The organism is Nostoc paludosum FACHB-159 (assembly GCF_014698835.1).
In the GTDB taxonomy this organism is placed as follows: Bacteria; Cyanobacteriota; Cyanobacteriia; order Cyanobacteriales; family Nostocaceae; genus Nostoc; species Nostoc paludosum.
In genome coordinates this window covers 92951-106973 of record NZ_JACJTU010000015.1, presented here as the reverse complement: position 1 = coordinate 106973, position 14023 = coordinate 92951, and the positions used below count along the sequence as shown (strand labels likewise).

At 42.8% G+C, this 14023-nt stretch carries 10 protein-coding genes; 2 read left to right on the top strand and 8 right to left on the bottom strand.

The window, feature by feature from the left end:
• Window positions 1-259: 259 nt before the first annotated feature.
• Both H6H03_RS17100 and H6H03_RS17095 read right to left on the bottom strand, forming a co-directional pair.
• A complete protein-coding gene (locus H6H03_RS17100; RefSeq protein WP_190956276.1) occupies window positions 260-3760 on the bottom strand; it encodes a WD40 domain-containing protein in 3501 nt (1166 codons plus the stop codon).
• Window positions 3761-3814: 54 nt separating this feature from the next.
• Window positions 3815-5173, bottom strand: a complete 1359-nt coding sequence (locus H6H03_RS17095; protein ID WP_190956275.1) for an AAA-like domain-containing protein — start codon at window positions 5171-5173, stop codon at window positions 3815-3817.
• Between the two features lie 428 nt (window positions 5174-5601).
• Here H6H03_RS17095 and H6H03_RS17090 point away from each other — a divergent pair, with 428 nt between their 5' ends.
• Complete coding sequence (locus H6H03_RS17090; protein WP_190956274.1) at window positions 5602-6201, top strand: L-threonylcarbamoyladenylate synthase; 600 nt, start codon at window positions 5602-5604, stop codon at window positions 6199-6201.
• A gap of 318 nt (window positions 6202-6519) precedes the next feature.
• On the top strand, window positions 6520-7455 hold the full coding sequence (locus tag H6H03_RS17085) for a sensor histidine kinase (RefSeq protein WP_190956273.1): 936 nt from the start codon (window positions 6520-6522) through the stop codon (window positions 7453-7455).
• A 626-nt stretch (window positions 7456-8081) separates the two neighbouring features.
• On the opposite strand, the gene H6H03_RS17080 is transcribed toward H6H03_RS17085, so the two are convergent.
• The 6 genes from H6H03_RS17080 to H6H03_RS17055 all read right to left on the bottom strand — a co-directional run bounded on the left by H6H03_RS17080 (window position 8082) and on the right by H6H03_RS17055 (window position 13932).
• Entirely contained in the window at window positions 8082-8549 is a 468-nt protein-coding gene (locus H6H03_RS17080) for a GNAT family N-acetyltransferase (protein WP_190956272.1), read from the bottom strand.
• Between the two features lie 117 nt (window positions 8550-8666).
• The gene (locus H6H03_RS17075) at window positions 8667-9059 is read right to left on the bottom strand and encodes a hypothetical protein (RefSeq protein WP_190956271.1); all 393 of its coding nucleotides are present in this window, start codon (window positions 9057-9059) and stop codon (window positions 8667-8669) included.
• Window positions 9060-9191: 132 nt separating this feature from the next.
• Window positions 9192-10178: a protein translocase subunit SecF gene (gene secF / locus H6H03_RS17070; RefSeq protein WP_190956270.1), complete on the bottom strand. Its 987-nt coding sequence runs from the start codon at window positions 10176-10178 to the stop codon at window positions 9192-9194.
• Complete coding sequence (gene secD / locus H6H03_RS17065) at window positions 10175-11587, bottom strand: protein translocase subunit SecD (RefSeq protein ID WP_190956269.1); 1413 nt, start codon at window positions 11585-11587, stop codon at window positions 10175-10177. The genes secF and secD overlap by 4 nt, the downstream gene beginning before the upstream one ends.
• 134 nt (window positions 11588-11721) lie before the next feature.
• A complete protein-coding gene (locus H6H03_RS17060) occupies window positions 11722-12705 on the bottom strand; it encodes an alpha-ketoacid dehydrogenase subunit beta (protein ID WP_096539961.1) in 984 nt (327 codons plus the stop codon).
• 936 nt (window positions 12706-13641) lie between these two features.
• Window positions 13642-13932: a helix-turn-helix domain-containing protein gene (locus H6H03_RS17055; RefSeq protein WP_190956268.1), complete on the bottom strand. Its 291-nt coding sequence runs from the start codon at window positions 13930-13932 to the stop codon at window positions 13642-13644.
• Between the last annotated feature and the right edge of the window lie 91 nt (window positions 13933-14023).

Below are 14023 nucleotides of genomic sequence, written 5' to 3'. Positions count from 1 at the left end.
CACTTAACAGTTACTCAAGCAAGCTTTTTGCTGTTTCTCGGATTATTTCATTATTCATTTTTGGACGCAAGACCAACTTAAGGCGTCCAATCTCAACTTAAGGACTAAAATCTCAACTTAAGGAGATATTATTTCAAGTTAAGGGATGCAATTAACAGCAAAAATACGCTGAAACTGTCTCCTGATGGGCATTTCCACGACTACCACTTATCTTGAAATTTCACACCATCGGTTGATTGACGAATTGAACTTCTTACAATTATTTACACAAGTTTCTTTCCTGCACCTCAGCATTGGTTCTGAGATAGTCTTGCACCCACTCACAACCCGCCTTCAGCACAGTATTAAGATTGAGATCGCGCTCTAAATCCCAGATAATTAAAGTCTTGTCTAGTGATGCCGAAATTAAGCGATCGCCATCACGAGTAAATGCCAATGCTGTAACACCACTTTGATGTGCTTCTAGGGTTGCAAGTGGTGTTCCGTCTCGCTGCCAAAGCCGTACCGTGGCATCAGTGCCTGCGGAGGCCAGTCGCCTGCCATCCGGGCTAAAGGCAACATACGTCGCCATTCCCTGGTGTCCCTTGAGGGTCTTTAACAGCCTTCCATCACGATTCCAGAGTTTGACGGTGCTATCTGCACTGGCAGACGCCAGGGTTTGACCATCGGGACTAAAGGCAATGCCCCAAATCGCGCCGCGATGCCCTTTTAAGGTCTTGAGCAATTGCCCTTCTAATGTCCACAGTTTAATCGTGCTGTCAATACTCGATGTGGCGATGGTTTGACCATCGGGGCTAAAGGCAACTCCCCAAACGGGTTCCTGGTGTCCTTGAAAGGTGTGCAACAGCTTACCGTCTAAACTCCAAAGCTTTGCCGTATTATCTGCACTGGCAGAGGCAAATTTGCTACCATCCGGGCTAAATTGAATCTCGTATACTTCGCTGTCGTGGGCTGCAATTGTCTTAATCAGCGTACCATCGGGCTTCCACAACTTGATAGTGCGATCGCCACTCCCTGATACCAGGGTTTGGCCATCAGGGCTAATGGCAATGCCGATGACTGAGGAACGATGCCCACTCAATGTTTTTAGCAATTTACCATCCCAACTCCACAAGCGGATCGTTTTATCTTCGCTGGCTGAGACAATGCTTTGACCATTGCGGCTCACAGCTACCCGAATCACAGGGCCTCTGTGTCCCCTTAAGGAGGTGAGTAGAGGATTTTGTAATCGCCAAAGTTTCACGGTTTCGTCGAGGCTTGCCGATGCCAGTATTTTACCATCGGGGCTAAATGCAACTTCCCGCACGCGATCGCCATGTCCTAATAGGGTTAAAACCAAGGTGCCGTCAACTCTCCATACTTTCACGGTTTTATCCCAACTGCCTGATGCTAAAAATTCCCCGTCAGGGCTGAAGGCAATTCCCCACACCCAATCGGTATGCCCCCTGAGTGTGGTAATTTCCGTGCCATCGAGTTGCCACAATTTAATCGTATTGTCTGCACTGGCAGAAGCCAGAATTTTACCATCAGGACTAAAAGCAACAGCATTAACGCGATCGCTATGTGCTTGGATTGTGCGAATCAATGTGCCATCGAGTTGCCATAGTTTGATGCTGCCATCCCAACTACCAGATGCCAAGGTTTGACCGTCGGGACTAAAGGCAATTCCCCAAACCTCATCGCTATGCCCTTGGAGAGTGCGAATTACCGTGCCGTTTGGCTGCCAGAGTTTGATGGTGCGATCGGCAGAAACCGAAGCAATGATTTGGCGATCGGGACTAATGGCTACATTATTAACTCTGTTATTGTGTTTGGTAAAGTTGGTTAATAAAGTGCCATCTCGCCGCCAAAGTTTAACGGTTTTATCCCAAGAAGCAGAGGCGATAAGCTGACTATCTCGGCTGATATCAATGCCCCAAACCTCACCAATGTGCCCTTTTAGAGTCTTAAGTAACTGACCATTGCGTTGCCAAAGTTTGACGGTTTTGTCGGCTGAAGTTGTAGCAATCAGCGTATTGTCCGGACTAAAAACGACCCCGCGAACTTCCCCCCTATGTCCAGATAAACGGTTATACTCGATCGCTCCATACACCGTTCGCTTCAGGGCAGTTTCAACCTGATTGCTTGTGTCTGCATCGCCTCCACCAAGCTGTTGTAACTTGTGTTTGGCAGCAAGGGCGGCAACTAAGGCATTTAACTTTTGGTTCGAGGCGAAAAGAGATTCTGAGGAAGTGGCGATCGCTCTGATTTCACTAATACTTGCCTGCTGATATTGCAACCAAGTTATAGTTCCCAAAATCACAGAAACTAGCAGGGCAATGCTGACTAATATCAACAGCAACCTTTGTTGTCTAGCGTTTTTTCTTTCTTGTATCAACTGCTTGTGTTCTGCTGCCAGTCGGGCTTCTGCCTCTCTAGTCCTTTCTGCTTCTAGGTTTTTTTGGATTTCTTGGCGATCGAGTTCTTGGCTGGCGCTGAGAAATTGATAGTCTAGGTCACCCAGACTTTTACCCTGTGCCCAATTTAAAACATCTTGAAGCGATCGCCCCCTGAGTAACCAGGATTCATCTTCATAGCCAGAAACAGCCCAAGCATTTAAAGCTTGGGAATAAGGACGCAAGTAACTTAATTGTTTGCCAACCCAATCGAGATTAAACACTGCTTGGTAGATGGCATTCTTAACTCGCAGTCTACTGTCGTGTTTCTCAACTAAACCTGATAGCAGCAGTTGTGTTTGCTCAAAGCTATTGTTGACTGGAATGCCTGCGTCCAGTTCTCCATCGGTACCAAAAGGAGAGTGTAGTAGAATTTGTTGATAAAGTCCTAGCAAACGCCCTGCCCGTTGTTCGTTGTGCAATAGGCGATCGCGAATCGTCTTCAAGTGTTCTGGTTCGTCGTTAGCCTCCCAATTCTCTATAATCGATTTTCTCACCAAACCCTCAACCCACTGGTTAATTTCTGATTCACAGACTTCCCACGATTTTCCCTGCACCACTAACTGACAAACTTTCTGTGTCAAAAATGGTTGTCCTCCAGTCCAACTTAAAATCTCGCGCAACAGGGCTTGAGGATTACTGGTAACGTGATTGAGTCCGGGCAATAAAGGCATTGCCTCAGACAAAGAAAATCCTTGCAGTTGAATCGCCCGTCCAATATTGAAGGGAGTACGGCTTTTATCAGCAATCAGATCCGCTGGCGTAGCAACTCCCAATAAGGCAAAAGTGAGACAACGATATGCGGGCTTTTCTGCTCGCTTGTTGTAACAAGCTCGAATTAACGCAAAAAAATCATCGATGGGAAACTTTAAGCCGAGAACGCTATCGATTTCGTCGATAAAAATCACAATCGGCTGGCAGTCAACCATTAATAGTAGAGTTTCCAGAAATTGACCAAAGCGACTGACTAATGATAAATCAGTGCGATCGCGCCACCAAGTTCGTAAGTTCAAGTCCAGCTGAAAGCTATCAACTAAACTACCGATTGCACTGATATACCATTGCTCCGGCGTTACCTGTTGGGTGCCAATTCCGCTAATATCCAATACACCACAGCGAATTCCTGCTGCTTGCAAACGGGACATACTTTGCACCCGCAAACTAGACTTACCCATTTGACGAGCATTTAGTACATAACAAAACTCACCGTTTAACAGTGCTTGATAAAGTTCTTCATCTGCTTGACGCTTCACATAGCTGGCAGCGTTCCTCGGCAGACTGCCACCAACCTGATACTCATAAGCAGGACTTTCAGCACTCAGCATGAGATTAATTCGTAATTAAGACATAGATAAAAATTATTGGAGTCTAGTGTCAGCCTAGCCTGTAGTAGACATAGTTATTTGCGGTAAAATTGCGCCAAAATATTGCCGATACAGATCGCAACTAGGCGTAACCTGTTGATTATGTATTTTGACTAGTCCCATACTTTGCAATTTGAACGCTTGGACTAACTCTAACTCGACTGGTATCGATGATGTCATTACCTGCGTTAATGCCATCATCAGGTTGGGATACTGTTGCAGATACCGCAATTGTCGCTGGAGATGATCGCTGTAAATTCCCTCTGGAGCGATCGCCTGCTGCGCCAATTGTTCTAAAGTGATGCCATGAGCTTTGATTTGAGCTAATGCCACTTGCAATAAATAAGGATTTCCCCCAACTAGTGCAATCAGTTGATTGGCTTGCTGAGAACTCCAATTTAGTCCATGCCGTTGAGCTAATTCATCCACCTGTTCTGCTGTCAACTCTGGTAGCTTAATTGATAATCCGACGCTAAAAGGTGACTGGTTAATATTAAGCGGGATGTAAACTTCGGTTGAGTGAGCTACAACCAAGCGTAGCTTTTGCCAAAGATGACTGCTGCTATCTCCGTATTTTCCTTTTTCGTACCAGACGCGTAGCAAACCAAAAAAGTCATTAGCGATCGCGGGATACTGAAACAGGATGTCCACGTCATCCACCGCGATTACTATTGGGCGATCGCTATTGGCTAATATATACTTCTCAAAATAACGAGTGCAGTTGTAGTTTGCACCAAACAGCTCATCCCACTCCTCCTTTAAACGATTCGGCAATCCTAAATCGCGAGTTATCACTGCACAATACCAATACAACAGTCGGTCTAGATTGCCAAACAACGAAGTATCTGCTAACCGCATACTCAGCAGTAGCGTTTGTAAACCTGTTTCCCTGGCTCGATTCAATATCCGAGCAATTAATGATGTTTTGCCCATCTGCCAAGGTGCTTTGATACGAATAAGCGCACCAGGTTTCAAAATTGCTTCATCACATTGAGGTTCAATGGACAACCGCTTGACGTAAAATGGCGAGTTGAGTGGTAATGGGCCTTGGAAATTAATTGGTTCTAGATTTGTTGGTTCCATAGGGTCAGTATGAACCACTTCTCTTAGATAATCACTCGGTTGCAATATTAGACCAAAGCTCTTGAAGTAAGCCTCTAAGGTACTGCGATCGACAGCAGTTTCTCGGCGATGAACCTTTATCAAAGTGTTGTAGCTCAATCCTGTTCGTTGACTAATTACATCCAACGAATCAAGTTGTCCAATTGTGTTATGAAATACTGCTTGCTGCTTCGCTGCTTGTAACCGTTGCCAACCAGAATCAGATACAATAACTCCTCGTAAACGTTTCAAAAATGTAGTTTTTTCAGTCATTAGCTATTAATTTGAATTAATAAAAAATCAAGGTTTGGAGTTGAAATTGTATATTTATGGATTTTCCCAACCAAAAATCAATTTTTTAAATTATTGATCTGTTGTGTGTAAGTGCTGAAGCCGAAGTTACTTTTAAGACTATAATTATATTTACTTTATAAAGCAAGGTTTTTTAAGTAAAATTACAGACTTGGAAAACGCCTCTGATACAGTAAGCATATTCCAGGTAAAAAATGTGTGAATAGTTTGCAATAATGTGTAAAATTTTTGCAATTTATTAGTTTTGAAAAAGTAAGAAAAGTAAGAAAAGTAAGAAAAGTAAAATTCTATCCCTTAAGATTTATCCAAGGGCTTGCCAAATTTACCTATTGCGATTTTTTGATTTAATAGAACCTACGTTAACTCTTACTTTTAACTGTTTCGTAAACATGACCCAAGTTTCTCTAGAAAAGCTCATAGCTGGCGCACGGGCTGGTTTGTTGGTGAGCTTTCCCACAGACACGGTTCCTGCGCTGGCAACGCTACCAGAAAAAGCGGAATTAATTTTTGCGGCGAAGCAACGCAGTCAAGACAAACCTTTGATTTTGATGGCTGCTAGTGCTGAGGATTTGTGGCCTTATGTCAAAGGTACTGAAAACGAGTATAAAATTTGGCAACAATTAACAGATAAATATTGGCCGGGAGGGCTGACATTAGTGTTACCAGCGAGTCAGCGCTTGCCAAAAGTCATGAATCCTACTGACCCGACAACAATTGGTATTCGAGTACCAAACAGCGCGATCGCTCTAACTATTTTGGCGCAAACAGGCCCTCTTGCCACCACTAGTGCTAATTTATCAGGTCAGCCGCCTTTGCAAACGATGGCTGAAATTTCGGCTCAGTTTCCCGACGTTCTGATGGCAACGACAGAATCCCAAGATGAAATACCGGGATTGGGTATACCTTCCACCGTTGCCAAATGGACAGGAATTAATTGGCAGATTCTCCGGCAAGGTGTAATAAAGTTAGATTCAGCGATTGATAAATAAATATATATAGGAATCCGATTTGATTACTGAACAGACCTGCGTACACAGGGGACAGGGAACAGAAAAGAATCAAGTTAGAAATATACTGAGTTTTTTTCATAAATCAAATATGAATCCTATTTGAGTTGTAAAAAATATCAGTGGTAGCTGTTAAATGTTAATATTTGACAGCCAACAGTCTGGGCAGCAAAATTTCCCAAATTATTGAAAACTGCTAGAGATAGCTATAATGTTGTTTCCCTAGTTTCAATAGCCCAAAAATGCGGAACTTTAATTTGGGTTGCTGTGGTCAATTAACAAGTTAATAATTGCCAAAATATGAATTGGAGTAACTGGATATATTTAGGAGCAGGAATAGCACTAGGTCTAGGTTTTCGTCGATTATTTGCGCGATGGCTACGCCCAAGCCAGGCATCGCTAAACTCTTCATCTAGCTTATCCCCGGTAGCACTATTAGACCAACAGGATGTGTCATCAATATCACAACAAATGCAGCAAACCCAGTTGGCATACCTGATGGCAAGAGAAATGAGCCAGTTTAAAGCTGGTTTTTTGGCACGGACAACCCACGAATTGCGATCGCCTCTGAATGGTTTAATTGGTTTACATCAGTTAATTTTGTCAGATCTGTGTGAAAGTCCCGCTGAAGAACGAGAATTTATTGTCCAAGCTCATGAGCGAACGCTAAAACTGCTGAAGCTAATGGATGAAATTCTCAACGTTGCCAGAACCGATCATGGTACAAATAAACTAAATATTCAGCCTAGACCCTTAGCTAATATTTTGGAGGAAGTTTATAACTTAACTTATATGCTGGCGGCAAATCGAAATTTCCCGTTGCACTTGTTACCCGCCGACCCAGAAATTTATGTTTTGGCAGATCATCTCTGGCTCCGCCAAATATTAATCAGTTTAATAGACACTGCCATTAGTCAGATGGAAGAAGGCAGCATCTATATTTCTAGCAGCACCGTCTCTACAAGTAATTTTGTTAATATTTGGGTGGATGTGCCAGCGAAAACCATACCTTTGAGTGAGCCAATTGACTCGATTAAATCTGAAAATCAGCCGAGTAAAGCTTACCTAGAGAACGCTACTCTTTCTCCAGGTATGAGACTATTAATCAATCAAACTCTGGTAGAAGTTATGGGAGGAAAACTAGAAATTTTGCCTTCTTCAATTGCCAAGGAAGTACCGCAGCAAATGAGCAGACTACAAATTTCTATTCCTGTATCTACTAATGCTGAGTGCTGATTCAAAGTGCTTGAAAATCCCAAAAGCCCTTCCCCCCTGCTAATACCGTTTTACTTGAAAAGTGATACAAATAGGCGGCAGGCAGCAGGGGGGAGAGAATTAGAGACTAATCATTTGTATCAAGTATTTTGTTAAATGATATAAGAACTGACCTCTAAATAATAAGTCTTGAAACAGATGATATTAGAGGGTTTGAAAGCATCGTTCCAATTCAATTTCAAGTTCAAAATTCAGATAATTCCAAATTGCAAAATTGAAAAATTATTTACAGCAGATTGCAAAGGAGTGATACCAATTCAAAATTCAAAATTACCAAAGCTAGATATGACAAGGTTTTGAGCGTGTATATCTGTCGCATTCTTTTTTAAAATTAGTATGACGTACAGTAGGGGCGCACAGATGTCCATTAATGTCAACTTAACGTGAAAGCCTTGTCAAAACGTGATGCATGAATTCACTCACTTACCATGAAGATCCCCGTCACCCCACCCCGGTTTTGTCTAAAGCCAAAACCGGGGTGGGGTAAAACGCCTATGGGATAAGCATTTGAACTTAAGTTGACACCAATGCACAGCTGTCGTCTTGTAGAGAAGCGATGGTCAACAGCTAACAATCAACACACACGACTATTTCGGTGATTGTTCAAGCTCAACTTCTGTATCAGGAAGCAAACTCAGGTTAGCTAAGTTATACAACACCATCGTAGTAGTCGTGTTGGGCTGGAAGCCAATCTTTTTGTAGAATTCCTGTTGATGAGTAGTCATCAGATAAACTCGCTCAACCCATCTCATGCGGGGATGACTCAAAACAGTTTCCACTAAATTACTTCCCAGACCGTTATTTCTATACTCTGGATGAATCACAACATCCCAAATCGTAGCGCGATATATGCCATCAGATGTTGCTCTAGCAAAGCCAATGAGTCGCTGACTGTCCCAAGCGGAAATCACTGGCTCACTGTTGGCAATGGCTATACTTAAATCCTCAATACTGCGGCCTTTTGCCCAGAAAGCTGAAATGTTTAACAGTTCTTGGAGTTGATAAAGGTCAATTTCAGATTTGCGATCGCTAAATTGAATTTGAGGATTGTTCATGTATTGCACTCACTTTGGCGGTATCTTAGCTATTGCTAAGTCATATTTTGCTGGAAATTGTTGAATGTGTATATCTATATGCAACGAGAGACAAAATTTAGTTAGCCAGGTCAATATTCAGTAACAAACCCACTTCCATAAAGGATGAGTTGGCCCCTGTTGACGTATTCGATAAACTTGTTTTTCTAAGCGTTGTTTTTCTTGCTCTGGTAATCCCAGTAAGATATTGCGACTTTGCCAAACTAAAACAGCAGCAGTCATCCCAATACAAAAAGCTAAACCAAAGGTAGGCAGTGGATGATAGAACAGTCCATATCGCACTGCTACCCAAGTAAAATATTGTTGCCACAGGGAAATTTCTGAACGTAAACCCCATAAGGAAACAGGCGCAATGGTGAGCCATAGACAGCTCACAAACAACCATCTACCATATACTGTTAACTGGTATAGCCTTTCTACTTGTTGAGCAAATGCTGGGTCATTTGTCATTTGTTCTTTGTCATTATTCATTGGTGATTAGTCATTAATTATTAGGAGTACTGTTAGCGGAAGCGGGGCGTTTAGCTCGTTAGGAATTAAAAGTTAAGAATTCTCCTTATCTCCCTTGTCCCCCTTCCCTTGTCCTCTTCTCATACCCAATGACTAATTACCCGCAGATGTATCAATTGACTCAGTATTAACTAACATCTGAGATCTATCCGTGCGTTCTCGCCACAAAGTTAAGAGAGTACTGGCGATGAAAATACTTGAATAAGCTCCCATTGTAAAACCAATAATTAGAGCTAGGGCAAAGTTCTTGAGTGTTTCACCACCAAATAGAAAGATTGCAAATAATGTTAGCAATGTTGTTAAAGTTGTGTTGATAGACCTTGCTAGGGTTTGGTTGACAGCATCATCAACAATGTCAGCGATGGGTGTGTTGGGATTGATTTTCAAGGTTTCTCGAATGCGATCGTAAATCACCACTGTATCGTTAACTGAAAAACCTGTAATCGTCAGTAGAGCAACGATAAATAAACTATCGACTTCAGTACCCAATACTAAACCTAAAATCGAAAAAATCCCTACTGTAATTAAAACATCATGGAATAGAGCAACGACAGCAAACACCGCATAATCCAACTGAAATCGGAAGCTCAAGTAAATAATAATACCTGCAAAGGAAACGATCAGAGCTATTACCCCAGATCTAAATAATTCTCCCCCCAGAGTCGGGCCAACGGTATCAAATTGATTTTTTTGGTCGTCAAAAGTACCGATTTTTTCGGTTAACGCATTTTGCAAGTTTGTACGCTGCTCGCGATCCAAGCTTTTTGTGCGAATCAATATACCATTTTCTGCACGAGTGTTTTTGTCAGCGACAATTTGGATGCTGCTATCGCCGAGTCCTTGAGCTTTAGCGACTTCTCGAACGACGTTGATATCAATGGGTCGATCGCAGTTACCGGGTTTGGTACAATCCCGTTCAAACTGTAATCGCGTACCACCGACGAAATCCAAACTGGGACGAAGGGGTGCTTTGATGTTGGGATTTTGCCAAGAAATCACCATTGAGATGATACCAGCCAGGATGATGGCACTAGAAATAGCCCACCACAGCGATCGCGATTTGTTAATACTCAGTTTCATTGAGACACCTCTGCCTTATTCGATGTTGGCAGGTTAGGAGAGAAATATTCTGGTTTTTTGAGTGCGGGAATTGTAATTGCCAAAAACATGAAGGTGCGACTACAGGTAATTGCTGTAAACATACTCACTGCTACGCCCAAAGCCAAGGTTAAAGCAAAACCTTTCACTAAGCCAGCCCCTAGCCAGAATAGTGCAGCACAGGCGATGACTGTAGTTACGTTGCCGTCTAGAATACTGGAAAATGCCCGGTAAAAACCAGATTCTACAGAACGGTAAAGGGATTTGCCTGCTTGCAATTCTTCCCGCGTCCGCTCAAAAATGAGTACATTCGCATCTACCGCCATACCAATACTGAGAATAAAACCGGCAATTCCTGGCAGAGTCAGGGTGACACCCAACAAAGCAAAGGTAGCCCAGGTCAACAATGAGTAGATCACTAGTGCTATATCAGCAATTACTCCTGGTAGTCTATAATACACCACCATAAATATTAATACTAAAATCAGACCGCCGATACCAGCATAGATACTACTAGTGATGCTGTCTTTACCTAAAGTTGCCCCGACAGTACGAATCTCTGCAATTTCCACTGGTACGGGTAATGCGCCACCACGTAGCTGCACACCCAAGTCATTCGCTTGTTGTGCGGTAAACCGACCAGTAATTACTGCGGAGCCTCCGGTAATACCAGTGGCAGCAAATTCTATACCAACAGTAGGAGCGCTGATCAGTTCATCATCAAGAAAAACACCAATACTACGTCCAGTACCAGCAAGATTTTTTGTCAGCTGAGCAAACAATTCACCGCCCTTTTGATCGAAGCGAATGGCAACATTCCAATTGTTACCTTGAGTGGGTTCGCCATAGGCATCCTTGAGGTATTTGCCAATTAGCGGTGGGTTAGTGCTTTCAAACAATTCAGCGATCGCTTGACTATTTTTCTGTAAATCTTCTTGATTTTTGGCTATTGCTGCTTTATCATTGCTTTTTCTCAATTCTTCTTGCTTTACCTTCAATTCAGCCCGTGATGTTTGGAAAGCTATAAGTTGAGTTTCTGTATTAGGCTTTTGTGTCCGAAATTCTAGCTGTGCCGTACCTCCTAGCACCCGTTCAGCTTGCTCTGGGTCGTTGACCCCTGGCAATTGTACCAATATCTTATCTGTGCCGACTGTTTGGATCACTGGTTCAGAAACACCCAAACCATTAATCCGGCCTTCGACAACTTTCTTCACACCTTCCAATTCTCGATCGGTGATTTGGGGAATTTCCGCTGATGGTTTCACCTGAATTGTGAGCTGTGAACCTCCCCGCAAGTCAAGTCCAAGAGGTATCGGAATTGTAGCAATCACCGTAATTGCGGCGATTACCAGAACTAAAATCAAGATTAATAGCGATCGCTGTCTTTGCATACCATAACTCGCAACTGACAAAGGCTATAATAGCGCTCTTTTATGGAGTTATGAATGGAAAGTGGGCATCGGGCATTGGGCATGGGGCATTGGTTATTTCTCCCCCTGCCCCCCTGCTCCCCTGCCCCTCTGCCCTAGACTCGCAAAGCTACCATTTTTTCCACAGCTTCTACTATTTGCTCTGGTTGGACAATTGTGAGTCTTTCCAGATTGCCGTTGTAAGGTGTGGGGATATCTTGGGAAGAAAGCCGCAGTACTGGTGCATCCAATTCATCAAATAAGCGATCGTTAATTGAAGCGATGACTTCTGCTCCTATACCCGCAGTTCGCATGGATTCTTCCACAACAATAACTTTATGGGTTTTTCTTACTGAAGCACCAATGGTATCAAAATCTAATGGTTTGAGGGATATTAAATCGATTACTTCTGGATCGTATCCTTGTTTTTCAAGGGTTTTTACCGCTTGTAGCACATGATGGCGCATCCGTGAATAAGTAATAATTGTGACATCTTTACCTTGACGCACAAGTTCTGCTTTATCCAGGGGGAGCAGGTATTCTTCTTCTGGTAAGTCTTCTTTTAAGTTGTAAAGTAGAACGTGTTCAAAGAACAATACCGGATTATCATCGCGAATAGCGGATTTTAGCAGTCCTTTAGCGTTTCTGGGTGTGGAACAGGCAACAATCTTCAACCCTGGTACCGCTTGGAAGTAGGTTTCTAGCCGCTGGGAATGTTCAGCCCCTAGCTGCCGTCCCACACCTCCGGGGCCGCGAATTACCATCGGAATTTTGAAGTTTCCGCCAGAAGTATAGCGCAGCATCCCAGCGTTGTTGGATATTTGATTGAACGCTAGGAGTAAGAAGCCCATATTCATACCTTCGATAATGGGGCGCAACCCAGTCATAGCTGCTCCCACTGCCAAGCCAGTAAAACTGTTTTCAGCGATGGGGGTGTCTAGAACTCGGAGTTCGCCATACTTTTGGTACAGGTCTTTGGTAACTTTATAGGAACCGCCGTAATGTCCTACGTCTTCACCAAGAACAAATACGCTGGAGTCACGCGCCATTTCTTCATCAATGGCTTCACGCAAGGCGTTGAAGAATAGTGTTTCTGCCATTTAGACCTTTAGTACGATTATGGTTTTAGAATTTTATCGTGCGGTTGTGGCAAATACCGTGAGCGATCGCACTGGTTAGAGTTTGGGTTATTTAAACGAACCGCCCCAGGCATAAACCTTAAGAATTGAGAAAAAGTTTCTTTGTTGATTGTTTCTGATTTCTCATCTCCTATGCTGTCTGTTTAATTGCTATTTTCCCTCTAAGCAGGAACTAATCGCCGAGACAACTATATCAAAATTGTTACCCAACTCAACATTTTAGGTAAATATACGGTAGCAGATGCCTTAGAAACCAACTATTAAACAGACCAAGGAAAGTGCTGATTTTTTACTTATCAGGTGTGAGAACGTTTGTCAATCAAGATCGAAACCCGATTTTTCCAGTGGTGCTAGAAGCGGAACTCTCTTCACTGGAGCAAAATCAAACGTCAAACTTTAACTCCATAACAGAGGCACAATTTAGTCGCTGATGGTCAAATGCCTGGCTTATGCCGCGTTCTCATCAGCTTAACGCGTTAATACCTGAGAAAATTCAGGTTATTAAGACAGCTAACGCACCTTAGATTAGGAGCTGCAAACAAATAAGTCTACATTCCTAAGTTAGATTTTATCAAGAAGAATCTAGAATTCAGGACTCACAATGGGCTACGCTCCGCTGCGCTAACAGAATTCAGTATGACTGGGTAATAAGTAGAAGGCAGGAGGCAGTAAGCAGAAAACAGAACGCACAAAGGAAAAGTTAGTTGCTATCAGGCTTTTAAACTTTTGTATTTTACATTTAATTATGTCTACCTACTGAGCGCAGCGCTAGTGAGTGAGCCTGCTACCCTCTGAACATTGCTTTAAAACCGAACTTTTTGTAGTTATGCATTCTGAATTCTGACTCTTGAATTCTGACTCTTGAATTCTGACTCCTGAATTCTAACTAGCAATTTCTCAGCTACAAACTGGGGAGTCAGTTACTTGAGGTACTTGAGCATCTGGAAAGCGTCTCGGTCTACCTGGTTTGCGTTTATGTCGCTGATTAATTGACTTTTCACTTGCCGCTGCCAACTCTTCAGGTGTACATTTGAACAAGCGTAAAGCATCTAAATATTTTTTTGGCGTCATTGTAGGTTCAGTACGCCCAGCTTCCCAGTTGCGAACACTAGTTTCGCTGATTGCAAGCCTGAAGGCAACCTCCGCACGGCTAAGACCAGCACGCTCTCTCAGGACTTGCATATCCATATTTCATGCTCTCCTCGGAAATATTGAAACCTTTTATTAAATCAATTGACATTAAATGGCAATTGAGGAAAATTATTAACTATCTTCCTTT